This window comes from Amycolatopsis sp. NPDC098790, assembly GCF_044759945.1.
GTDB lineage: Bacteria > Actinomycetota > Actinomycetes > Mycobacteriales > Pseudonocardiaceae > Amycolatopsis.
In genome coordinates this window covers 926,761-950,728 of sequence record NZ_JBIWAI010000002.1, presented here as the reverse complement: position 1 = coordinate 950,728, position 23,968 = coordinate 926,761, and the positions used below count along the sequence as shown (strand labels likewise).

At 65.6% G+C, this 23,968-nt stretch carries 19 protein-coding genes and 1 tRNA gene; 9 read left to right on the top strand and 11 right to left on the bottom strand.

Annotated features, from left to right (window positions below; all coding sequences use genetic code 11):
• Complete coding sequence (locus tag ACIQWX_RS18000; protein WP_400871742.1) at positions 1 to 1,146, top strand: permease; 1,146 nt, start codon at positions 1 to 3, stop codon at positions 1,144 to 1,146.
• Here the strand turns inward: ACIQWX_RS18000 and ACIQWX_RS17995 are convergent, their stop codons facing one another.
• The gene (locus tag ACIQWX_RS17995; RefSeq protein ID WP_400871739.1) at positions 1,147 to 2,232 is read right to left on the bottom strand and encodes an acetate/propionate family kinase; all 1,086 of its coding nucleotides are present in this window, start codon (positions 2,230 to 2,232) and stop codon (positions 1,147 to 1,149) included.
• A complete protein-coding gene (locus tag ACIQWX_RS17990; RefSeq protein ID WP_400871736.1) occupies positions 2,220 to 4,511 on the bottom strand; it encodes a phosphoketolase family protein in 2,292 nt (763 codons plus the stop codon). Before ACIQWX_RS17990 ends, ACIQWX_RS17995 begins: the two co-directional genes overlap by 13 nt.
• 103 nt (positions 4,512 to 4,614) lie before the next feature.
• Between ACIQWX_RS17990 and ACIQWX_RS17985 the strand changes: the two genes are divergently transcribed.
• The 5 genes from ACIQWX_RS17985 (at position 4,615) to ACIQWX_RS17965 (ending at position 9,808) form a co-directional block, all read left to right on the top strand.
• Entirely contained in the window at positions 4,615 to 5,166 is a 552-nt protein-coding gene (locus tag ACIQWX_RS17985) for a hemerythrin domain-containing protein (protein WP_400871734.1), read from the top strand.
• 1 nt (position 5,167) lies between these two features.
• Positions 5,168 to 5,986 (top strand): family 1 encapsulin nanocompartment shell protein, encoded by an 819-nt coding sequence (locus ACIQWX_RS17980; protein WP_400871731.1) that lies wholly within the window; start codon positions 5,168 to 5,170, stop codon positions 5,984 to 5,986.
• 76 nt (positions 5,987 to 6,062) lie between these two features.
• Positions 6,063 to 7,433: an NAD-dependent succinate-semialdehyde dehydrogenase gene (locus tag ACIQWX_RS17975; protein WP_400871728.1), complete on the top strand. Its 1,371-nt coding sequence runs from the start codon at positions 6,063 to 6,065 to the stop codon at positions 7,431 to 7,433.
• A gap of 571 nt (positions 7,434 to 8,004) precedes the next feature.
• Positions 8,005 to 8,307 (top strand): DUF3040 domain-containing protein, encoded by a 303-nt coding sequence (locus tag ACIQWX_RS17970; RefSeq protein ID WP_400871725.1) that lies wholly within the window; start codon positions 8,005 to 8,007, stop codon positions 8,305 to 8,307.
• 31 nt (positions 8,308 to 8,338) lie between these two features.
• A complete protein-coding gene (locus ACIQWX_RS17965) occupies positions 8,339 to 9,808 on the top strand; it encodes a cation:proton antiporter (protein ID WP_400871722.1) in 1,470 nt (489 codons plus the stop codon).
• 53 nt (positions 9,809 to 9,861) lie between these two features.
• On the opposite strand, the gene ACIQWX_RS17960 is transcribed toward ACIQWX_RS17965, so the two are convergent.
• The 3 genes from ACIQWX_RS17960 to ACIQWX_RS17950 all read right to left on the bottom strand — a co-directional run bounded on the left by ACIQWX_RS17960 (position 9,862) and on the right by ACIQWX_RS17950 (position 12,605).
• A tRNA-Tyr gene (locus tag ACIQWX_RS17960) sits at positions 9,862 to 9,943 on the bottom strand.
• A gap of 22 nt (positions 9,944 to 9,965) precedes the next feature.
• Positions 9,966 to 10,730 carry an SPW repeat protein gene (locus ACIQWX_RS17955; protein ID WP_400871719.1) on the bottom strand — a complete coding sequence of 255 codons (765 nt, stop codon included), beginning with the start codon at positions 10,728 to 10,730 and terminating at the stop codon, positions 9,966 to 9,968.
• Between the two features lie 483 nt (positions 10,731 to 11,213).
• On the bottom strand, positions 11,214 to 12,605 hold the full coding sequence (locus tag ACIQWX_RS17950) for a hypothetical protein (RefSeq protein ID WP_400871716.1): 1,392 nt from the start codon (positions 12,603 to 12,605) through the stop codon (positions 11,214 to 11,216).
• Positions 12,606 to 12,896: 291 nt separating this feature from the next.
• On the opposite strand from ACIQWX_RS17950, the gene ACIQWX_RS17945 reads away from it, so the two are divergent.
• Together ACIQWX_RS17945 and ACIQWX_RS17940 are read left to right on the top strand one after the other, a co-directional pair.
• Positions 12,897 to 13,229, top strand: a complete 333-nt coding sequence (locus ACIQWX_RS17945) for a PadR family transcriptional regulator (protein ID WP_400871713.1) — start codon at positions 12,897 to 12,899, stop codon at positions 13,227 to 13,229.
• Positions 13,226 to 14,170 carry an HD domain-containing protein gene (locus ACIQWX_RS17940; protein ID WP_400871710.1) on the top strand — a complete coding sequence of 315 codons (945 nt, stop codon included), beginning with the start codon at positions 13,226 to 13,228 and terminating at the stop codon, positions 14,168 to 14,170. The genes ACIQWX_RS17945 and ACIQWX_RS17940 overlap by 4 nt, the downstream gene beginning before the upstream one ends.
• A gap of 72 nt (positions 14,171 to 14,242) precedes the next feature.
• Here the strand turns inward: ACIQWX_RS17940 and ACIQWX_RS17935 are convergent, their stop codons facing one another.
• From ACIQWX_RS17935 to ACIQWX_RS17925, 3 genes are all read right to left on the bottom strand, one after another.
• On the bottom strand, positions 14,243 to 14,452 hold the full coding sequence (locus tag ACIQWX_RS17935) for a hypothetical protein (RefSeq protein ID WP_400871707.1): 210 nt from the start codon (positions 14,450 to 14,452) through the stop codon (positions 14,243 to 14,245).
• Positions 14,453 to 14,459: 7 nt separating this feature from the next.
• Positions 14,460 to 15,767 (bottom strand): hypothetical protein, encoded by a 1,308-nt coding sequence (locus tag ACIQWX_RS17930; protein ID WP_400871704.1) that lies wholly within the window; start codon positions 15,765 to 15,767, stop codon positions 14,460 to 14,462.
• Between the two features lie 1,406 nt (positions 15,768 to 17,173).
• On the bottom strand, positions 17,174 to 20,119 hold the full coding sequence (locus tag ACIQWX_RS17925) for an NACHT domain-containing protein (protein WP_400871701.1): 2,946 nt from the start codon (positions 20,117 to 20,119) through the stop codon (positions 17,174 to 17,176).
• 645 nt (positions 20,120 to 20,764) lie between these two features.
• Between ACIQWX_RS17925 and ACIQWX_RS17920 the strand changes: the two genes are divergently transcribed.
• A complete protein-coding gene (locus ACIQWX_RS17920; RefSeq protein WP_400871698.1) occupies positions 20,765 to 20,896 on the top strand; it encodes a hypothetical protein in 132 nt (43 codons plus the stop codon).
• Positions 20,897 to 20,927: 31 nt separating this feature from the next.
• Here the strand turns inward: ACIQWX_RS17920 and ACIQWX_RS17915 are convergent, their stop codons facing one another.
• From ACIQWX_RS17915 to ACIQWX_RS17905, 3 genes are all read right to left on the bottom strand, one after another.
• On the bottom strand, positions 20,928 to 21,725 hold the full coding sequence (locus tag ACIQWX_RS17915; RefSeq protein ID WP_400871695.1) for a hypothetical protein: 798 nt from the start codon (positions 21,723 to 21,725) through the stop codon (positions 20,928 to 20,930).
• Between the two features lie 897 nt (positions 21,726 to 22,622).
• Positions 22,623 to 23,441, bottom strand: coding sequence for an integrase (locus tag ACIQWX_RS17910; protein ID WP_400871692.1), 819 nt, complete (start codon positions 23,439 to 23,441; stop codon positions 22,623 to 22,625).
• Complete coding sequence (locus ACIQWX_RS17905) at positions 23,390 to 23,899, bottom strand: hypothetical protein (protein WP_400871689.1); 510 nt, start codon at positions 23,897 to 23,899, stop codon at positions 23,390 to 23,392. Before ACIQWX_RS17905 ends, ACIQWX_RS17910 begins: the two co-directional genes overlap by 52 nt.
• Positions 23,900 to 23,968 lie beyond the last annotated feature (69 nt).

Below are 23,968 nucleotides of genomic sequence, written 5' to 3'. Positions count from 1 at the left end.
ATGTGGCCGGCGATCGGCGACGCGCTCGCGATGACGGGCTCGATGGCCTGGCAAATCCTCTGGGCGCTGATCCTGGGCTTCGCGCTGTCCGCGGTCGTGCAGGCCGTCGTGCGCAAGGCGACCGTCGCGAAGCTGCTCGGCGACGACCGGCCGCGCACCCTCGCGGTCGCCGCCGGGCTGGGCGCGGCCTCGTCGTCGTGCTCCTACGCCGCGGTCGCGCTGGCCCGCTCGCTGTTCCGCAAGGGCGCGCACTTCACCGCGGCAATGGCGTTCGAGATCGGCTCGACCAACCTCGTCGCCGAACTCGGCGTCATCCTCGCGCTGCTGCTGGGCTGGCGGTTCACCGTCGCCGAGTTCCTCGGCGGGCCCATCATGATCGTGGCCCTGGCCGTGCTGTTCCGGCTGTTCGTCCGCGGCCGGCTCCTGGAGAAGGCCCGCGAACAGGCCGAACTCGGCCTGGCCGGATCGATGGAAGGCCACGCGGCCATGGACATGTCCGTCCAGCGCAAAGGGTCCTTCCTGTCCCGGCTGGGATCGGGCGAGGGCTTCACCGCGGTGGCGCACGTGTTCGTCATGGAGTGGGCGGCGATTCTGCGTGACCTGCTGGTGGGGTTGCTCATCGCCGGCGCGGTCGGGGCGTGGGTGCCGGATTCGTGGTGGCACGCCCTGTTCTTCGAAGGTCACCCCGTCCTCTCGGCGGTGTGGGGGCCGTTGATCGGACCGGTCGTGGCGATCCTGTCGTTCGTCTGCTCGGTAGGGAACGTCCCGCTGGCGGCAGTGCTGTGGAACGGCGGCATCAGCTTCGGCGGCGTGGTCTCGTTCCTGTTCGCCGACCTGCTCATCCTGCCGATCCTGAACATCTACCGGAAGTACTACGGCCTCCGCATGATGCTGGTGCTGCTCGGCACGTTCTACGCCGCGATGGTCGTCGCTGGCTACGCCGTCGAGCTGCTTTTCGGCGCCACCGGGCTCACCCCGACGGCGCGGGACGCCACCGTGCTGGAGCGCGGGATCTCCTGGAACTACACGACCTGGCTGAACATCGCCTTCCTCCTGCTCGCCGGGGCGCTGCTGGTCCGCTTCACCCGCACCGGCGGCTTGCCGATGCTCAAGATGATGAACGGCACGCCGGCCGGACAGAAGTAGTCAGAGCGCCGAGACCGCCGCCGTGGCGAGGGACAGCTCTTCCCGCGACCTAACGGCTAGCACCGGCACGCGCGCGCCGGACGAGCTGATCACCGCGTCCCGCTCCCGGTTGCGGCTCAGCCCACCGCGCAGGCCGAGCACGCCGAGGCCACCGGCGACGGCTTCGGCGACCTCGGGCTGGTCCCAGCCGATGTCACCGGTGAACACCAGCGCGTCGATCCGGTCCAAGCTCGCCGCGACCGCGGCGAGTTCGCGGCGGGCGCGGTGCTCGAACACCGCCATCGCGAACCGGGCCTTGACGCCGCCGGCGCGGCTGTCGCGGACCAGGTCGCGCGTGTCGTCCGACGTCCCGGACAGCCCCAGCAGCCCGGAGTGGTGGTACAGCCCGTCCTCCAGCTCTCCCGCTTCGAGGTGTCCCTCGCGCAGCAGCCACAGCAGCATTCCGGGATCCACCGTGCCGGAGCGTTTCGCCATCATCGTGCCCTCGAGCGGGGTGAACCCCATGGACGTGTCGACGCTGCGCCCACCCGCGACCGCGGCCACCGAGCAGCCGCCGGACAGGTGCGCCACGAGCAAGTTCAGCTCGCCGGCCGGGCGGTCGAGCAGCTCGGCGGCGCGGCGCACGGCCCAGGCGAACGACAGGCCGTGGAACCCGTACCGCCGCAGGTCCCACCGGGACCGCCAACGCGCGGGCAGCGGGTAGGTGCGGGCGATCTCCGGCAGGCCGCGGTGGAACGCGGTGTCCGGGCACACGACGTGCGGGACGTCCGGCAGCAGCTCGGTCAGCTGCTCCAGCAGGGCTTCGGTGTTCGGCACGTGCTCGGGCGCGAGGGACTTCGCGGTGGTGATCGCGGCCCGCACCTGGCCGTCCACCACGGTCGGCTCGGTGAGTTCGGCACCGCCGTGGACGAGCCGGTGCGCGACCGCGTCCACTGTCATTCCGTCTACAAAGGCTTTCACGTCGTCGGCCGCTTCGGCGGGCGGGCGGCCGATCTCGGCCGAATCGAGGACCTCGTCGTCGTCGACCACGTGCAGCCGCAGGCTCCCGGAGCCCGGGTTGACGGTGAGCACCCTCATCCGCCCCACCGCCAGCCGGTGATCTCTTCCGGGTCTTCACCGTCCCGATAGGACTGCACGAGCAGCGCGTCCCGTCGCTTGACCAGCTCGCGGGCGAGGTCGCCGCCGGCCGAGGCCCAGCCCCGGGCGCGGGTGACGGCGTCGGCGGCCAGGTCGTGGCGGGTCATCCGGTTGCTCGCCAGCAGATCGAACGGCGTGGTCGTCGTACCTTCCTCGCGGTAGCCGTGCACGTGGAACCGGCCGGTGCCGGGCCGGCCGTGCAGCACTTCGTGCACGGCCGAGGGGTAGCCGTGGAACGCGAAGACCACCGGCAGGTCGGCACCGAAGCAGGCGGCGAACGCCTCCTCGGCCAGCCCGTGCGGGTGCCGGTCGGGCGGGCACAGCGACAGCAGATCCACGACGTTGACCACCCGCACCCGCAGGTCCGGCGCAACCTCGCGCAGCAGCTCGGCGGCCGCGACCGTCTCCAGGGTCGGGGTGGTGCCCGCGCAGGCCAGCACGACGTCGGCGGCACCGCCGGTGCTCGCCCACTCCCACACCGACGCGCCGGCCCGGCAGTGCGCGCGGGCCTCATCCGGCGAGAGCCACTGGGGACTCTTCTGCTTGCCGGCGACGACGACGTTGATCAGGTCGGTCGAGGCGAGGCAGCGGTGCACGACCTCCAGCAGCGTGTTCGCGTCCGGCGGGAGGTAGATGCGCGCGGTGGTGGCTTTCTTCGTCAGCATCTGGTTGATGAACCCGGGGCCCTGGTGGCTGTAGCCGTTGTGCTCCTGGCGCCAGCCGTCGCTGGAGAGCAGGTAGTTCAGGCTCGCCACCGGCGCGCGCCACGGCACCTCGGCCGACATCTTGAGGAACTTGGCGTACTGGTTCACCATGCTGTCCACAATGGACACGAACGCTTCGTAGCAGGGAAACAGGCCGTGCCGGCCGGTGAGCAGGTAGCCCTGCAGCCAGCCCTGGCACAGGTGCTCCGAAAGCACCTCCTGCACCCGGCCGCGCGGCGCGAGGTGTTCGGAGTAGCCGGGCACCTCGGCGTCGAACTGCCGCGACGTCGCCTCCAGCAACCCGCCCAGTTTGTTGGACTCCAGTTCGTCGGGGCAGACGACCCGGAACGTCTCCGGGGCGAGGTGGACGATCTCGGCCAGCCAGCCGGCGAGGACTTCGGGCGCGCTCGCGTCCACACTCCCGGGCTTCTCGACGGCGACGGCGTACTTCCCGGTGTCCGGCAAGGGCAGGTCACGGCGCAGGCGCCCGCCGTTGGCCTGCGGGACCCGGCCCAGCCGCAGCTCGGGCGCGGGCAGGACGTCGAGCAGATCGGGCGCGGGCACGCCGTCGGAACCGAACAGCTCATCCGGCCGGTAGGAGCGCAGCCAGCGTTCGAGCGCGGCGAGTTCCTTGGGATCGTCAGCCGCCGAAGGCAGCGGGACCTGGTGAGCGTGGAACGTACCTGCCAGCGGCGTCCCGTCGGGTGAGGTGGCGGGCAGGCCGAGGCCTTTGGTGCTGCGCAGGACGATCATCGGCGGCGGCCCGGTCGTCTGCGCGTGCGCCCGGGCGAGCGCCTCGGCGAGCGGGGTGTCCGGGTCGTCGGCGCCGCGGACGTCGACCAGCAGCGGCGTCCAGCCGCAGCCGGTGAAGTAGGCGGTCAGCTCGCCGTCGGACATCGCTTCGTAGATCGTCGGTGACGCGATCTTGTAGCCGTTGAGGTGCAGGATCGGCAGCACCCGCCCGTCACCCGGGCCGGTGAACTTCGGGCTGTGCCACGCGGCCGCGGTCGGACCGGTCTCGGCTTCACCGTCGCCGACCACACACGCCACCAGCAGCCCGGGGTCGTCCAGCGCCGCTCCGAAGGCGGTGGCCAGTGCGTAGCCGAGTTCGCCACCCTCGTGGATCACGCCGGGCACCTCGGGTGAGAGGTGGCTGGGGAACCCGCCCGGCCAGGAGAAGCGCCGGACGAGTTCGGCCAGGCCGTGGCCGTCGAGGGCCAGTTTGTCGTCGTGGACGGCGTGCGTGCCCTCCAGCCAGAGGTTGGCGTGGATGGCCGGGGCGCCGTGGCCGGGCCCGGTGACCAGCAGCGTCCGCTGCCCGGTCTCGGCGACCAGCCGGTTCAACCCGGCGTAGACCAGGGTGAGGCCGGGGCAGGTGCCCCAGTGCCCGAGCGGACTCGGTTTGAGGTGCTCCGGGCGCAGCGGCTCGGTGAGCAGGACGTTGTCCTTCAGGTGGATCATCGCGGCGGCGAGGTAGTCGCACGCGCGCCGGTAGCGGCGCAGCGTCTCGGCCCGTGCAGGCAACGGTCGCTCCCTTCGCGGTCGGTCCGCGCCGGGTACCCGGGCCGGTCCGGGCCAACCGGCGGTTCGGGTTTGCGCGACCCCGCGGCCGGGGTAGGAATGCCAGATGGCCGACATCACCAGCCTCATCCTCGACGACCACGACTGGTTCCGGCGCCAGTTCGCCCGGCTCGACGACCTCACCGACGCCGCCGACCTCGCGGCGGTCTGGCAGCCCCTGGCCGACCTGCTCGACGTCCACGCCCGCGCCGAAGAGGAGATCTTCTACCCCCACCTGCTGCGCCGCGGCGAAGACGCCGAGGACGAGACGCTCGACGCCATCGGCGACCACAACGACATCCGCGACGGCGTGCACGAAGCCGCGCTGCACCCCGTCGGGAGCACCGCGTGGCAGGCCGCGGTGAACAAGGCCCGCTTCGCCAACAGCGAGCACATGGCCGAGGAAGAGGACGAAGGCCTCGCCGACTTCCGCCGGCACGCCGACCCCGGGCTGCGCGAGGAGCTCGGCCGGCGGTTCCTGGAGTTCAAGCGGCAGCACGAAGGCGCCCGCGACCTCGACGTCAGCGACCTCGACCCCCAGGAGTACGTCGAGGAGAAGCTCGGCGACCGTCCCGCCGACGCTTCGCTCGGCATCGGCAGCCTCAAGGAACAGGACTGACATGAACCACCTGATGCGTGACCTGGCCCCGATCACCGACGCGGGCTGGACGGAGGTCGACGCCGAGGCCAAGGAGCGCCTGCAGACCCACCTCGCGGCCCGCCGCCTGGTCGACGTGGCCGGCCCGCACGGCTGGCGCCACTCCGCCACCGACCTCGGCCGCACCGCGACGCTGGCCGCCGGCTCGCTGGCCGGGCTCGGCGAAGGCGCGGTCGTCCGGCAGCGCCGCGTCCTGCCGCTGACCGAGGTGCGCGTGCCGTTCACGGTGTCGCGCGAGGAGCTGGACGACGCCGAGCGCGGCGCCGACGACCTCGAATTCGACGACCTCGACCGCGCGGCGAAGCAGATCGCGATGATCGAAAACCGCGCCGTCTTCCACGGCTGGGCCGCGGCGGGCATCACGGGCATCACCGAAACCTGCCCGTACGACCGGCCGTCGCTCGGCGACGCCCCCGATGCCTACCCCGGCGTCGTCGCCCGCGCGGTGGACACGCTGCGCCAGGCCGGCATCAAGGGCCCCTACGGCCTCGCCATCGCCCCGGACGGCTACACCCGCATCGTGGAGAGCACCGAACACGGCGGCCACCTGCTGTTCGACCACCTCCGGCGCGTGCTGGGCGGCGGAAAGGTGGTCCGCGCGCCCGGGCTGGACGGCGCGCTGATCGTCAGCCTCGACGGTGGCGACTTCTCCCTCGAGCTCGGCCAGGACCTCGCGGTCGGGTACAGCCACCACGACGCCGACACCGTGACGCTCTACCTCGAAGAGAGCTTCAGCTTCCGGGTCGTCGAGCCCGACGCCGCCATCACCCTGACCCACTGACCTGCCGTTTGCCGGTGCCGGTACGGGGTACCAGCCCCGGGGTGCAGCAGCCGCACCCGAACCCCGAGGAGCCTCCGTGGCCATCGCGACCGTCAACCCCGCGACCGGGGAAACCCTGCGCACCTTCGACGAGCTCACCGACGACGAGGTCGACCGCAAGCTCACCCGCGCGGTGACCGCGTTCCACGAACACCGCCGCACCTCCTTCGCCGAACGGGCCGAGCGGCTACGGCGGGCCGCGGACATCCTCGAGGCCGAGACCGACGAGCTCGCGCGCCTGGCCACCCTCGAAATGGGCAAGACGCTCGCGTCGGCGAAAGCCGAGGTCGCCAAGAGCGCCAAGGGCTGCCGCTGGTTCGCCGAGCACACCGAGGCCCTGCTGGCCGACCAGCCGCACGACGTCGGCGACGACAGCGCGAACGTCTTCACCCGCTACGAGCCGCTGGGTCCGGTGCTCGCGGTCATGCCGTGGAACTTCCCCTACTGGCAGGTGTTCCGGTTCGCCTGCCCGGCGCTGATGGCCGGCAACGTCGGCCTGCTCAAGCACGCCTCCAACGTGCCGCAGGTGGCCCTGGCCATCGAAGACGTCCTGCGCCGCGCCGGGTTCCCCGAAGGGGTCTTCCAGACCCTGCTCGTCGGCTCCGGCAAGATCGAAGCCATCGTCGACGACGACCGCGTCCGCGCGGTCACCCTCACCGGCAGCGAGCCCGCCGGACGGCAGGTCGGCGCCCGCGCCGGGCAGAACGTCAAACCCAGCGTCCTGGAACTGGGCGGCAGCGACGCCTTCATCGTCATGCCCTCGGCCGACCTCGACGAGGCGGTGGACAACGCGGTCGCGTCTCGGATGCTCAACAACGCCCAGTCCTGCATCAACGCCAAGCGCTTCATCGTGCACAAAGAGGTCGCCGAGGAGTTCACCCGCCGTCTGGTGTCCGCAATGGAGGGACTGCGCATCGGCGACCCGATGGCCGACGACACCGACCTCGGCCCGCTGTCCTCACCGGACGCCGTCGAAACCCTGGCCAAGCAGGTGTCCGACACCGTCGCCGCCGGTGGCCGCCTGCTGACCGGCGGCCACCCGATCGACCGCCCTGGCAACTACTTCGAACCCACCGTGCTGGCCGGCATCCCCGACGGCTCCCCCGGCCACCGCGAGGAGTTCTTCGGGCCGGTCGCCCTGGTCTGGACGGCCCGCGACATAGACGACGCCATCCGCATCGCCAACGATTCCACGTTCGGGCTCGGCGGCAGCGCGTGGACCCGCGACGAAACCGAACAGCGGCGGTTCGTCACCGAAGTGGAGACCGGGATGATGTACATCAACAAGTTCACCGAGTCGACCCCGGAAGTCCCGTTCGGTGGCGTCAAGAACTCGGGGTACGGGCGCGAGCTCGCCGGGTTCGGCCCGCGTGCCTTCGTCAACGCCAAGACCGTGTGGATCGCCTGAGCGGACTACTCGTGCCCGGCACGTGGCTCCGGGCCGACGGTGGGCAGAGGCTCGATCTCCGCCGCCCGGCGCCGGTCGGCTTCCGCGTCCACGCGGTGGCGCGCCGCTGCCCTCCGGTGCTCCGCGGCACCCGCTCCACCGCCGTCGGCGGCCTCCTCATGGCGGTCCGCGGCTCGCTCATGAGCTGCGGCGGACCGCAGCAGGGCGTCGTGGACTCGCAGCCGAGCCGTGTCGGCGCCGCGCGGCGAAGATCGCGTCGGCTCCGGCGGCTCCTCCGGCCGGTGGCGGCCCACCGCGCTCATCGCCCCGGGCGCCGTCGGGGTTCGAGGTCCCGGCCGCCAGATTGGAGCGCCGCCAACGGGCGGACTCCGCGCGCCGGGCAGCACGACGAGCGGCTTCCGCCGCCGCCGCGGCGGGATCCATCCGCGAGAACACATCACCACGGTGGCACAACCGCTCCACCCGCAACACCGGTACCGCGACGATGACGTCCATCCCGCACGACGGGGTTGGCAGACAGCTCACCGGGTAGCCGGGATGGCACTGCCCGGACCGGCGTCGGAGGACCAGCATGTTGCCTGAACACGAGAGCCGTGCACTGCGCGAGATCGAGGAACGTCTCCAGGCCGAGGACCCCCGCTTCGCCGCGGTTGTCGCCCGTGGCGGCCAGGTGCACGCCCTGCGTTGGCGGATGATCCTCGTACTCGCCGAAATCACCGCCGTCGCGATGATCGTGACAGGCGTGTTCAGCGGCGACGGTTGGGTGTTCTTCTGGGGAGCGGTCGGTGGGGCCGTGCTGGCCAGGCTCCACACCACACAGTTCCGGACGCCCCGGCGGATTCCCCGCCCGGGGCGGGCCGGGCAGGCCCGGTGAGCCTCCCCCGCCTTCAGCTGAGGAGGATGACGTGGTCGGCATCGAGTCGTTCGGCCTGACGCTGCTGATCGCGGCCCTGGTGGTTTCGGTGGCGCTGCTGTCCAACCGGATCAGCGCCGTCCTCAAGGTGCCCGCGCCCGCGTTCTTCCTCGTCGCCGCGGCCGCGGCGTCGGACCTGGTGCCGTCCCTGCGGGACGTGTCACTCGGTGTGGTGGAGAACGTCGTCACCGTCGCCCTGGTGGTGATCCTCTTCGACGGCGGCATGACCATCGGTGTCCGCAAGCTGCGGTCGGTCCTCGGCTCGGTGCTCTCCACCGGGGTGTTCGGCACGTTCCTCACCGCCGGTGCGCTCGCCCTCGCCGCCCACCTGTTGTTCGGCCTGCCGTGGCTGCTGTCCCTGTTGCTCGGCGCCGCCCTCGCGCCCACCGATCCGGCCGTCGTGTTCTCCGTGCTCGGCAACCGCGAGATCACCGGCCGGGCGGGCACGGTGATCCAGGGTGAGTCCGGGGCGAACGACCCGGTGGGCATCGCCCTGCTGCTGAGCCTGGCCGGCATCGCCGCCGGCACCGGGTTCGGTGAGGCCACCCTCGGTGTGGTGGGCCAGTTCGCGCTCGAAATGGGCATCGGCGCGGCCATCGGCCTGGTGGGCGGTTGGGTGCTGGTGCAAGTGGTCCGCCGGGTCGAGATGCCGGCCGAAGGGCTCTACCCACTGCGCACCCTCGCGGTTTCCTTCGTGCTCTACGGCGCGGCCACCGTCGCCCACGGCTCCGGCTTTCTCGCGGTGTTCGTCGCGGGTGTGCTCGTCGGCGACGCCGCCGCGCCGTTCAAGCGCGAGATCGAACGGTTCCACTCCTCGCTGGCCAGCCTCGCCGAAATCACCACGTTCGTGGTCCTCGGCCTCACCGTCTCGCTGTCCGCGCTGGTCACCACCGACGCGTGGTGGATCGGCCTCGTGCTGGCCGTGCTGCTCACCTTCGTGGTCCGGCCGCTCGTGGTGGCACCGCTGCTGGTGGCCACCCGGATGTCTCGCGGCGAACGGGCGTTCGTCATGTGGTCCGGGCTCAAGGGCGCCGTCCCGATCCTCCTCGGCACGTACATCCTCGCCTCCGACCAGCCGCAGGACGTCTTGGCCTACGAGATCATCTTCGTGGTCGTGCTCTTCTCGGTCGTCGTCCAGGGCGGCCTGCTGCCCGTCGTCGCCGCCCGGTGCGGGATCACCATGCGCGAACTCCCGCCGCGGCCCTGGGCACTGGGGATCCGCACCGACCAGGAACCGGAGGGAGCCCGGCGGTTCCGGATCACCGCGGGAGCACCGGCGGCCGGGCGCACCGTCGAAGAGCTCCACCTGGGTGACGACATCTGGATCAGCCTGGTCGTCCGCGAGGGCAGGCAGCTGCGGGTCCGAGCCGGCCTGACCCTGGGCGAGGGCGACGAGGTGCTGGTGCTGACCGATCCGGATGCCGAAAAGGACCCCGCACTGCTCTTCACGGGACGTACCTAACGTGCTCAGGCCGGGACCAGGGCTTCACGCCGGATGCGCACACCGACGCGGAGTGGCAGGTGAGGGATTCGAACCCCCGAAGGCTGCGCCGTCTGATTTACAGTCAGATCCCTTTGGCCACTTGGGTAACCTGCCTTGCACACCCCCAGCACCTCCATCAAACCCGGCCGTGTGCCGCGACTCTGCGGCGTGCGACCACCGTAACCGCGACAACCGAGAAGATCGCAACCAAAATGCCCACGACCATGGCGTTCGTCTTCGCCGCGTCCCGGTATCCCTCGGACGGATAGCCCAGCGCAAACGGCGAGACGATCAGCCACAACCCGAGCCCCACGTTCACCAGCTCCAGCCAGCCGGCCGCGCGCGGTGCGATTAGCCGCGCGTCCTCTACCCGCTGGCCGGCACCCTCGCCGAGCAGGTCGGCGGGATCAAGCAGCAGAAACCCCACGCAACCGTCCAGCGCCACAGCGGCGGCACGGTCCGCTTCGACGGGATCGGCGACCTGAACCTCGCCACCACAGCAGCGGACCTGCGTGCCCGCGGCTACACCGACCACGGCAACCTCTACGAGACCACCAACCCCGCGTGCGTCAGCAACCAGAAGCCCGGTCAGCCGCTGACCTACAGCGTCGACCCGAACGGACGTGTGCTGGCCATCAGAGCCGGCGCTTCCGGAACGAAGCTCTCCACCGAGATCGGCGGCATCCACGCAGGGTCCACGCTCGCTCAGCTGCGCACCGCATTCCGCGGCCACCAGATCCACGAATACCTCGACCTCGACTTCGGGCAAGGCACCAACGGCGTCGTCGTCGACGGCCCAGGAGGCGCCATCGCCTTCAGCCTCGACGAAGCTGCCCCTGCCGAATACGGGTCCGGGCAAGCCGCCATCACCTACATCGACGGGGTCGGCGTCCCCGGTCACGCACCAACCGCCATGGAGATCGGCTGCTGAGCGGCGCCCAAATCAGCAGGCTGGCGGTGTAGCTGGATCGACGTCGTCGGCAGCGTGGCTGCAAAGGCTGTCGAGGCTTAGAGCGACTCGATGCAAGTACGCTGGGCAACCGGTATTCCTCTGCCCTGGTGGGGCTTCAGTCCCAGTCGGAGGACCGAGTTGATCTATAACCCCACGCTGAAGTTCGCTACTGACCTGCAGCTTGAGTGACCGGCCTACGCACGGCAGATTCCCGCATCTGCGTGTTCGGGCAGCTCGACCGCCTCGCGTCCTGGGTCTGGTCGCTCGCGGGATCACCTCCGAGCACTCCGGCTCCGGTCCCGGATCGGGGCGAATAAGTCAACCCCACCAGGTGCAAGTAGATCAGCCGAGTACTTATTCTCGGCAGCTCATAGCCTGCACGCGGCAGTCCTGCGCCCACCACAGCTCCCAGGGCGGCTGATAGTCACGCGGTCAGTCAAGAAGAGCCCGCCCCTCACCCATCTTCCTCAGCCCCATGACCGCACCGTTGACGTCCATATGGATCACTCCGCCCCACTCCGCGAGGATGTTCTGCTCTTGTTCGTGCCACTGCGCGCTGAGGTCGGGCAGCACGTGGTGGCGGCCCGTCAGATCGGGCTCGCCGCTGAGGAGATCGTGGAGGACATGGGGAATACCCGAGAAGACCTCCATGCGCTGCGACTGCAGTCGGAACACGTGGTCGGTGCCGACCAAGCGCATGCCAGCCAACTCGACGCCGGTGTCGAAGTCGACATGGGTGGGCCCGGTGTCATGATCGCTCCCAAGCCTGGCCCGTTGTCGCCGGGTCAGCAGGCTGCCAGCCGTGTCCCGATCCCCTGCGAAGGCCAACAGCCCGGCACTCGCTGTCCTGGCGAGCACCCGAGCGAACCACTGTGATCGATCCGGAGCGATATAGAACCCCGGTCGGCGGTCACGCTCATGCTCCCCGTCGCGCACGGGAATTCCGGGGACCTCGTGATATTCCTCAACAGGCCCATTGAGCCCAGAATCGCGGCCGTCTCCATCGCCCGACAGGACGAGCGTGCCGTCGCCGGGCGGGTCGAGGATTCGCATCTGGACGCCGCCGGCGTCGTTGAGCAACGTGGCCATCAGCAGCCCGGGCGGTGTCACGTCTCCCCGGTCAGGGTCTCCGATCACCACGGCATTCACTTGTGCGGCCGCCTTCGCCAACTGCCTGTGCTGAGCGCCAGCGTTCTGATGAGATCCTTTGCACTCCACCGTTATCACGCGCGCTGGCGCGCCGTCGCGGAAACCGAACAAGAAATAGTCGGGCCGAAGTCGAGTGTTCGACTTGCCCTTCACCTCGTTGCCGCGCAGCGCCCACCCTGCCTCCAGTGCGATGTCGGCGTCGACGATCTCGAACCGATAGGCCGGGTGACGTTGCTGCGCGATCCGGAGCGCCGAAGCAAGAGCGAAGGCGATGCCGAGATCCTCGGCTTGCACCGCAAGCCGGTGATACCGAGGGTCTTTGCCGCTCTCCGAGAGTTCCATCCGACCATGAACGTTCCGCTGAAGCGACGTGATGTACTTCAGACACCCCCAGTGCTGGGCCAACGCCCGTGACGAACCATGCCCGGACAGCACCGTTGCTCGCCCGAGCAGATGCAACAACTCCCACGGCACAATGCGCATGTTTCTGCCATGCTCCCGTTCAGGCACGGGAACCAGCTGAGGTTTGATCTCATCGATTTCCTGCTCTTTGTCCCGCCGCTCATCGGCAAGCTTCGCCGCCTTGCGCGCGACCTTGCCCGCCAACTGATCGCTCGACTCGATGGCTACATCACCCAACTGGAACAGTTTCTTGATCGCCTCATCGGCATCCATCGACAGCCCACCTCCCGTAACATCAACTCACGCATATGAAGAGGACCGTGTCAGCCATCGAACGAGTGGATCTGCAACGAAACCGCGATCTTGTACCCGAACGGAGCCGTCTCAGCGACGTGTCCATGTGCTTCTACCACATAGCTGCCCTCAAGTGGATCCGACCGTATTCGTGATCAACTCGCGCTTGGCCCAACGTTTGCCACTGAACGACGCATCCGGACTCGGCTGAACGAGTGGATCTCACGAAGACGAATTTTCGCAGCTCGGTGGCTATGTAGACTAAAACGTATGCCGAAGATGACAATCCAGACAGGGATGATCCTCGAGGAGATGATCAAAAGACCCGCCGAGGCCAGGTATGGCCTCGAGCTGATGAATGTCATCCACTTGAATTCCGGCACTGTTTATCAGATCCTGGCCCGCCTGGAGCGAGCTGGATGGCTGAGAAGTGAATGGGAAGACCCGGCTGTCCACGAAGCCGAGAAGCGCCCTCGGCGCCGGATGTACCACCTTACTTCCGACGGTGTCGAACACGCACGGCGTGTAGTGTCGCAAGACACTTTCCAGGAACACAGCAAGCGGGCGCGCCGACTGCTCATCCGGAGGCAGGTTCTTACGTGACTTCGAACTTGCCTGCGACGCTGGCCGCGGCGACCTCGGCCTATCTGCCTGCCGACGCTCTACGACTCCTTGGCGACGCGTACGAACTCGCCGTCGATTGCCACCGTGATCAGCTGCGCCTGAGCGGTGATCCCTATATCACCCACCCCGTGGCGGTCGCGACGATCCTCGCAACGCAGCGCGCCACCACAGAACTTGTCTGCGCAGGAATTCTCCACGACGTGAACTGGCCAGCGGAACTCCTGTGTGAACGGTTCGGCCCAGCAGTCGCCGATCTCGTAGGGGGCTTCAGAGAACTGGAGAAGACGCACGACGCCGAGGCCGCCTCCGACGACGTGCTTCGCCTGAAACTGGCCGACCGGCTCCACAACATGCGCACCATCAGCTACGTATCTCCGGCCAAGCAAACAAGCAAGTCAGCGCAAACATTGCAGATACTGGTGCCTGTCGCTGCACGCCTGCATCTGACCGACATCGGCCTGGAACTGTCCGCCTTATCGTCCGCGGTACTGCACGCCCCCACGCCTGGATGCAGGCGCCCGCAATCCCACACCACTCTCGGGATCGCGGCGCTGCTGCTGCCTCAAACCATGCGATCTCGGTGGCTCACCGAGTGGGCTGGCGAGCTGGCCATGCTTCCCACCGCACGACGACGCGCCGGGTTCGTAGCCGGCGTGATCCTAGCCATGCCTGCGATCGCCTGGGCACTGAGGAAACAACTGCCTCGGCAGCGACGACGCGGTTCCAGTACCAGCGCCGTTCTGTCCGGCGGCGCAGTCGCCGCCGCTGCACTGAACACCGGTCTCAACTGGCCGACCGTCGTTGTCGTCGTGGCCGCCCTCGCAGTGATGGCAGCAGTGCTCTTCGCCGAAACCGACGTCGCTGCACGGCGCTTGCAGGCGCTGATCAAAACGTGGCGCAACCCGCGACACCGCCGCTGAGCATTCAGCGGCGGCAGCGGCTACGAACGCCATCACACCGGCGGGCTTCGTGCCATCACCAGGATGCACGGATCAGGTGAGGCCTGGCTCTTGCTGACCACCGTCTCGACCTGCGGACGCGCGGCCGACGTCACGGTCGCGTGCGGTGCCCTGTTGCTCGGCGCTTCGCATCCAGTTCTGCCAGTTCCAGCCGTCACTAGCCTTGTAGTCGCGCAAGATCAGCAAAGCGAGCGCGTCGATCGGCAACGCCAGCGTCTCGGCTTTGTTGCGTGTCCAGGTCATCGTGACCTCACGTGTTCGCCGAGCAGGCCGTGCGCGCGAGGCGATCGCGGTCGACCCCCGCCGGAGGAGCGACCTTCGCTGGCCTGCCGTCCGCCGAGGTGGTGGTGAACTCGTATCCATCGACAGCGGCGGTCGACGTGTCGGCGGGAATGTTATCCGCGAGGCAGGGAACCGCCATGACGGCGACAGTGCCTTGCGGGGCGGTGAGCTCTCCGGCCGCGGTCGAGTAGGCCCACGAGACCGACTTTGTCCCCGACCGGCCGGTTTCCCCTGGGTTGTCTTCCGGTTTGCTTCCCGTGGTGTAGATCTGGCGGTACTCCTCGACCTCCGAAAACCCGGCACGACCGGGCACCCACAGCGCGAACCCCATGTTCACCGCGTGCGGCGCCGTTGCCTGCAGGCGCCCCTTCGCATCGAGCGCCTCCAGCGTCGACTTTCCGGGCAGCGGATACTTGTCGAAATCCTGGCACTGGCTATCGCCGTAGGGCAGCCGGTCGTACCGGGACTGGGGTGTCACGTAGGCGTCCGAGACGTAGCGATCCTCGCCGACCTCATGCGACAGGATGCGCGCCAGGGATGCTCCCGGGTCGGTTCGTTGCCTGGCAACGACCAGCCAGCGGCTCGTGTACCAGGTCGCCTCGTCGGTGGAGCCGGTCGAGTCCTTCACCGACTGGCCGATGCAGTAAAAGGAAAAGGCGACGGAACAGCCCTTCGGGAAGCGTCCGTTCGGTGTCGACGCGGACGACGGGCCCGAGCGGCTGTTGTTCCCTTCCGGTCCTGCGGTCAAGCCGAGGTAAGGCTCGCCGGCTTGACGAACCGGCGCACCTGGGCACGCCGCGGTCGAGATCTCCGGTGGCGTGGCCGGTTCGAACAGGTTCACCAGCGTGACGACCAGGGTGATCGCGCTGGCCAGCCCCGTGGCGCAGGCCAGACCGTCCGTCCAGCGCTGCATCGGTCGCCGGTCGTCCTTCGCCGGTTCGCCATGTTCGAGTGACCAACCGAGGACGGTCCAGGCACCGCCGAACGTCAGCGAGGCAGCCAGCACCCAGTCCGCTTGAGCGACCGCCGTTCCGTACAACACCCCGGATTTGACAAGGAGCAGGCGGGCCACGAAGCCGAGCAGTCCCAAGCCGAGCCCGATGGTTCCCAAAGCCCAAGCGACCGGGACCAGTTTCGATCGCTTGGGCTTCCGCTGGTCAGTGGCTTCGGCTTCGGGCAGGGGTTCATCGGCACCGTCAGGTGCGGGCTCTTCGGCCAGCGGACCTTTGGCAGCTTGGCCGTTGTCCGGCACGCCGTCTTCCTGCTCGCGATCCACCTGTGCGTCTCCTTGCCTCCGCCGCCGGACACGACCTATGAGCAACGCAGTCGCTGGACCTGCCGCACTCGTTACGGGTTCACGGCGGATCGCTTTTGTTTGTCCCGGAAGTGTCGACTTCGTCGGACCCGCAAGGACATCGTCCGGCTTGCCGAGGCGCCGGACGGCACAAGAGATTGACGCGTAGCGTCGCTGATGTCGCGACGCACCCGCATCGTTACACGGCTCCAGTACGAGTTTGCCGCCTTGCTGAGGGCATACGTGCCTATCCGCGAAGTTGTCGTTCCCATTGGTAAGCGTGGGAGAGGCCCTCGTGGAGCTGGTCGACGGTGGCGTCTCCAACTTTCGCCCGCATGGACCGGCGAAGCTGGATGTAGACCTGCCGACGGGTGCCGCCGCCCAGTTTCACGATCAAGCCCGCGGCATAATGCAACGCTTCCCGGAGTTCGTGCCGGTCCTGGTCGTCGTCGTAAACTTCCGATTCAGAAGACCAACAGCGGCCACACCAGCTGTACATGTACTCGACCGCCGCCCAACCACACCAGCAGATCGCCTCGTCACAGGAGTCACAGATATTGTCCGCCGAATCGGAATCGGAGGTGCCAGCCCTAGCTCGCGAGACGCACCGGCGACCCGCGCACCGCTCCCGAAGCCGTTCGGCCGTTTCCCAGCCACCAGCTTCTTCCTCGCAACGTTCACACCGCGCGAACGGCTCCGCCACCGGACGGCACCCGCATTCGACGCAGACTGACCCCGGGCAGCGACCGCAGGCGACCATCGACCCACCATCGCTCCCGGCTTCTCCGGCAAGCGAAAACTCGGACTGGCACCTACCGATACACGGCTGATCGTCCGCCGGCGGCATTACGAAGTGACGGGGCACGACCCTGCTCAGCGCGGTCTGCGCCTGTTGATATGTCTCGCCGGTCTCGGCCATGCGAGCCCGGACAGCGGTTTTGGGGATACGGCGACCATGCACAATGACTCTCGCTCCAGCAGGCGCCCACGCATCACCCGCCGACTCGAGACGACGGACAGATCTCACCATGCCCGGGTGCGCGAGAGCCTTCGGATCGGATAGCCCGGTGCGCCAGTCCGAGACCTTCGCCCCTCACCGATGAGCCTCGTGGGTGACTCCGGCGTGGACCGGCGGGCGCATCCGCCGAACAACGTCAAAGTATAGATCACGCTCGGTATCCGCAAGCGGATGCTGGACGGTGAACATCGCACCGGCATACCACTTACGTCTCGACACAAATGCCAGGAACGGCATCCGTTGTAGCCTACTGGCTTCTCGGAATCGTCACGCTGCTGGTTGTTACGAGCAGCCTGCGGACGGAGACAATCGACCCTCACTGTTCAAGTCCGCGCGCGGGAGCTTGTATATGATTTCTCCACGATGGCTGTTAGCCTCCCATACCTACGGCTGGATGCTTCCAGATGTTCCATATTCCTTCTAACCAACGGCTTAGATCGATTAAATTCCCCATCTTGCGCTCTTCCGCATAGCGGAAAAACTGGAACAGCTTCCCGTTTTGCAGCAAGTAATCCCGCGAAGAGATTTCGTCAATCTCCCATAGCTCGTGAATGGCCATAGCCACCAGTGTCCAGCCAGCAAAGGCTGCATCGTCGTAAGCAACGACCAGACCGCACGCCTTCTCCACGGCCTGCCGAGAAATTTGTTGAGCTTCACCACCAATCGGAAGATCATTATCAATTAGGTTCGAACGAGGGATCTGACGCAGCAACCTGGCCGCAGTTGCAGTAGGAAGACTGGCTCGAAACGGGGCTGACAAGCAGTCAACAATCCATTCAACAGTGGAGCGCGGGCCAAAACCGGGTATTGGACTATGGCAGCCTTCAAATAGTTCGACAAAGGATTTCGGGTCGTTCACCAGAAGATCTCCCCCCGCATGCAGACGAATGCTTTTCGTCAGGATCGATCTGCGATCAGCGGAGGTTTTTAGAACACTATCACCCATCATCTTTGCGCGTGCACCACAAAGTCTATCAAAATCGACATGATGCACGAGTGGTTGGCCAGCCATATATCCAAAATGAGTCGCAATCCATGCCCTTGCTAAGACTGCGACACCAGGGTTATTGACCAAATCAGCTATCGACAAAGAAAGCGTTTCGATCAGTTTTTCATATGCAGCATCAACATACTGATAGTCGGTATTGAGCAATGCGGCCAACCCATTGCTCCTACCTAATGCAAAATGGTCAACACTGATATCCATCAGGCGTCGCAATACAGCAGAAGCCATTGGCATCGTCTCAGACACGCGGAGCAGGAACTCAACTAACGAAACATCTTCATCATTCGATGATGGGACCGAGTGAATTATCGACCGTCGACGACGGTCTACAATGCTTTCTGCGCGCGCAAGGATCTGTTCCATTATGCGCGCTGCACCAAATTTCTTACCACGAAGCCGCAGCGAGATACAGACCTGAGCAAGGATTTCCCATCGCCCTGCTGAGATTTCCGGAGCGACTAGGTGAGCAATCTCTTCGGGCGTATCCATGGTTCGATCTACATAAAGTGCCGCGAAATACTCCATAAAGCTGGCATGGGTGAAACTGAACGTTTCTTCTTGTCGCGGGCCGTCGTCGACGTTAGCGAAAATCCACGCTCTTCCTCGACAGAGTTCCAGAAGCTCTTGCGCTACAGCAAAGGCACCCCTTCGATCCGGCACACCCTCTTCCAGCAAGGGATCGACGACGAGATCGAATACATCGCGTTCAGTTACACCTTCATGGTAATCTCGATCAGTCAATACAGCATATGCGACATAACTGAGAGCCACCTCTACCAGGTCCAAATTGCGCGGACGCGCACCGAACCTACGTTTACCGTCCCAACGGTATAGAAATAGATCGACACATTGACGGAAGATCTCAGCTCGCCTATGAGGTATAGTTCCATGCTCTTGGAATAAGATGCAAATGAAGGCCAACATGAGCGGGTTTGTTCGAAGATCCGCAATTGGCCTGCTCAACTCGAGAAACTTAGATACATTCGCCGAGGTCGGCATTGGGTCGGATTCGTGTGTCAAACTAAACCAGCGTCGCGCATACTCACGAACTTGATCCTGACTGAAGCTGCTGATGACAAATTCATCGAAGACGTCTTGATTCAGCCGCGCTATCGAGTAGCCAACACGTCTCGATGTCACCAGGACTCTAGTAAATGGGAACAAATCGGCAACTGCGTCGATGGTTTGCGCCGCAGCTTCTCTTGCCGTCGAGTCAATTAGTTCGTCGAGACCATCGAATACCAGAAATGCTTTTCCATCACTCAAAAGCCTTCGTACAGCACCAGCAGGCGCGCCCATTTGATAGCGATTGCGCAATACTTCCTCGATGACAGTCTCGACAGCGAATCCGTCGAGAGTTACGTCGATATTCCGCAACCGAACTATGAATGGAATCAAGCCGAAACTAAATGATTTTCGTGCCAGCAAAGTCGACGTCGTCGACTTTCCGGCACCAGGATCTCCGAGAATGACCGTCTTATTAATTAGATTGAAGAAATCCCCAAACTCCACATGGTCGGCGGAGGCTAGGTTCCGCGCGCTAGCGTTCCACGCTTGAAATGCACTCCGCACAAACAGCTCTTCATGCGAAACTAACCGCCGCTCAAGCTGAGGAAGTTGGATGGTTGAATGGCGCGAGTCGAAGACTTTCCGATAGTTGCGCTTCCACTCACGAAAATCTTCTTCAGCTGGCACCGTGTTTCGTGAGATTACCTCGAGATAGTGCTCTATTCCTTCGAGTTGACTTCGCATAAGAGTTGTAAAAGCCCAGTCAAGCGCGCGCCCTGGAGTGCGCAACGAGCGCACAAGTGCTTCTGCCCAAGATTTGCCGCGTTCAATCAGTAGTCCGATTAAATCTGCAGCATACGTGTCCAGTAGGTCGAATCGAATTTCATGCAGTTTTACTGCTTGGGGTTGATCGGTATCATATCGAGCTAACACCTGGTTACGAATTAGACTTACAAGCGCAGATTGAACCTTTGCGGCAATGTCTGGCTTGATTGTCGCCTCTTCCGCTCCTCCGATTCTACGTCCGCTTGAAGCTTCAAGGTGCAAAGCAATGATCCTCCGGAGTATCTCTACTCCGTTCGGCGACTCAAGCACAGCTTTTACGTCTCGTTGCGTGATTCCGATTGGAATCTGCGCAAGGATACTCAGCGTCGACGGATCTAACGTTAGCCGCCCCAGGGCTGTAAATTCATCCGTGCGCCCATAACCTCGTCGCGCCAACGCATGCCGCACTCCGTACAGGACAGGCTTCACAGCCTGACTGAGGAGTCGCCCCACGATTGCTTCTTCAAATCCGGGCATACCGCAACCTGCGCGATCGACTGAGTCGCGGGCTCGAAGCCTCTGAAGTTTGGGAGCAACGTCTTCTACCCAGGCACGACACTAGACCAACTTCTGCAGCGATGCGCCACCGCAAACACTGCGGAGCGACAGTGCAGGAAGACCCGAACAGACCCATGTGTATACCGTCGGGTTTGCCCCTGGTGCTGTTACGAGCTATCCGTCCGGCGCAGCGTAGCCATCCCGAACCGTCCTGTGACCTAACGCGACAATCAGCCATGTGGAGACTTGACCTCGCAGGGGCGGAATGGTAGCGCCAAGACTCCGCCGTCTCACAACGCGAGGATTTCGCTAGCCATACCTTAGACGGCGATCTCACCGACGCCGGCGACCGCGTTGCATTCGGGGTCGACCAGCTCCAGCGCCGCGCCGAACACCGGGATAACGATCGAGCCGAGACGCGGCTCACGGTCGGACCGTTGAATGTCGTTGCTGGCGAGATCTCGGAGAGGTCTTGGTCCTCCAGGACGGTCACGCCAGGGTCAACAGGCATGGTCGGGGCAGCTTGTTTCGCCCAGGCCTGCCGCTCGAACCGATCCAGCAGCGACGGTTTGTGTGCGGGCCATCAGTAGGCCGAACACCGACCCGATGTGCGCAGGGGGCGTGGTGCACCCCGACGACACTGCCCAGTTTCACCAACGAGCTAACGTCGATCCCGGTGTGCCCCTGCGCCTCGACGAAGGTCTCACCACCGGCATCAACGCCATGCTGTCGGTATCGATCATCGTTCGAAATTAGGCATCCCCACGTCGCTGCACCTCCGGTGCCTTCAACCCCGCCGCCAGCTGACCGTCGGCATCTCGGCGGTCGACTGCGGAAAAGTCCCTTGTCCGCCTCGTCTGCTTCGACCCGCCAACTCGATAGAACGTCCAGCCGGAACGGCGACGGTCCCTTCATCTGGACCCGTCCGCCCATCGTCGATCTTGCCAGCAAGCTCACGGAGCCGTTCAGAGCCCCGCGCCGGCCAATCGTTCGCCAGCGCCCAGGTGTATACGGCGTCGCGCGGCAGGCGATAGCCTCCCTTGTGCAGGATGCGGAGCACTGCGACCGCATCCCGATGGTCGAGCGCACCCGCCAATTGGTTCGCATGGTTGACCATCGCTGACAGGTGCTCCAAGGCGACCTTGACCACGGAATCCAGCGCAGCATCGGCAGCGTTATACACCGGCTCGGCGCCGGACAACCTTTCCGGATCAGCGGCAATCTGCCACGCATCGGTCTCATCATCCGCCCAGGGGATGACGCACAACGCACGTACGCGTGGATCGTCCGCGATCTCGGCCAGCTTCTTGCGACTGGGCCACGCTGCGAGCACGGGGCCGCCGGACCACGCACCCATACTTTGCCAGGAACCCACTACGGCGCCAGGCACCTTCGAGAGTTTCTCAATGTGGTGGTCTGCTCTCTTGATGTCACTCTTTTTGGGGACGTAGAGCAGAATCTGGCCACCGACCGCGTCAAGTTGCTCCACAGCCCAGCGGATCCCTGCCACTTGAGCACGTTCTGGATACTTGGAGCCACTACAGGTGACCGCCGACGGGTAATCGTGATGGTGCCGCAGGTTCACTTTCCCACTCCTCACGGACAGGCCCGTCGATTGTGCACCAGCGTCGACTAGATTGAAGCGATGCCACTCACACCGGCGCGTCAACGCAACGCTGTATCGGAGGGGACCGCACTCGGCCTGCTCACCTCGGGCCGTGATTCCCTACCATACGACAAAGTCAGGATCGACCTGGCATTCGCCGGCGCGTGGCGGTCGTGGTCGTACCGAACCCAGTTCCCGCAGGTCAACGGTGACCTGGCCAAGGGCCTGGACGGCGTGCATGTCATGACGCGGGCTGATGTCGACAAGCAGGTATGGGCCCTATACTGGGCTCGAGAAGGGATTTGGCTGTCGCTGGCGAACGACCGCGCAGTCCGGCCTGAGCACTGCTGCCCCTGTTACGTCGGGTGTCGGTCGACCGACACCTTCAGGCCCGATCGGCCAGCCGGCGGCGTGAGCTCGTCGCGCCGCCTACATCGCCTTCCTATGACAACTTCGCGACGTCCGTCCTCCTGGCGACCCGGTCGACCTGCATTGACCCCAGCCGCCCTCATGAAGTCGGTATCGGGAAGTCCCAAACCGCGGAATTCACTCAATAGTGTTACCTTCAGTCGCGAGTGTCGAATCTCGCGACCGCGCCGTATCCGATGCAGTCGATCAAGCGGTAGGTAAGCAGTTCGCCATCTGAACACAGTTGATACTATTCTTGATGAGTGTCGGCAACACAGGAAGGCGCGGCGATTCTTCGGCGACCACAACTGGAGATATCAATGCCGAACCAACCCCTCCGGGAAGGATTCTGGGTTCACGACCTGCAGAAGTACACGTTTCACCTGGTCAAAGCTCGTGCCGCACTTCCCTGACACGGAAGAGGTCACTGGTTCAATCCCAGTATCGCGCACCACATGTTTTCGCAGGTCAGAAGCCCTGTCCCTCCCCGGAGGGGCAGGGCTTCTTGCTGTCTGTCGGCGACGATCCGGCGATGGCCCCTGAACCCGGCCCGATCATCCGCCGATAACGCAGGTGCGGGAACCACGACACCAGTTTCGCGCGCTCCCCGGGGTACAGGGACGCCAGCGATCGCAGCCAGCGTTCCTCCAGTGCGTTCAGGATCTCGTTCACCATCGCCGGGGTCACGTGGTCGTAGACGCGGGCGATGCCCTTCATCTTCTGCCCCAGCCGCGCCCTCCGGGCGACCTCCGGGATTCCGTCCTCGGTCAGCCATGTGCTGTGGGTGTGGCGACCTTCGTGAAACGTGAACGTTGGGAGGATCGGCGGGCGCCGCTCCCCCGCGCCGGCGTCGTCCAGTTCAAGCCGTCCCCATGCCGGCCGCCAGAATCTGCTCCGGAATTTCGACCGCCGCCACGGGTGCCCTTCCGGCGTGCACATCACGAACGGCTCCCGGTGGCTGTCCATAAGCTCTTCGTAGAGCACCGCGGTCCCCGGGAACCTCGTGCCCGCAGGCGTCTTCGTGCGACCCTTCTTGGGCCGGGAGCTCCCGCGCCTTGTCGGCGGACGCTTCTGACCTTCCGAGTGTTGATCGTCACTCTTCCGGCCTCCTTTGTAGACCTTCCCGCCCACCTCCTTCAGCGGCGTCCGGATCTCGATGCCGCGCTTCTCGGAGTCATACTCGTGCCGCTGCTGACCAACGAGTTCACCCCACCGGGCGCCGGTATAGAAATCCATCAGGCACAGCACGAACCCCGACATGCCGAGACCAAGCTCGTACAGGCGCACGCAGCCCGCAGGGTCTGCGCCGGCGTAGCCACCAGGCGCTCGGCGTCATATTCGCCTTTGGACACGCGGACCCCGTTGCACGGGTTGGCCGGGATCCTCCGCGCCCGCACGGCAGCGTTGAGGATGGTGGAAAACAACGCGAAGTCCGACGACTCGGCATAGTCCTCATGCAGCTCCGAGAGCCACCGCTCGATCTCGACGTACCCGTTGAAGATCGCGACCAATGGCCACGCCTTCCACTGCGGGAGCAGCTGACTGTCGAGGAACGACCGATACTTGGCGACCGTGTTCAGCTCCAGCCGCGGAGCGACCGCGGCGAGCCACTCCTCGGCAAAGTCGTCGAACCGGGTCTCGCCGTCGCGCGGGTCGAGCCACAGGTTCCGCCGGATCAGCGCCTCCTGCTCCAGCCCCAGTCCTCGGCCGCCTTCTTGGTGGGAAACCCTGACCTGCTCCCCCACGTCCCGTCGGGACGCTTGTATCGGGCACGCCACTCACCCGTGCCGGGCTCTTCCTGGCCATGGGCCATC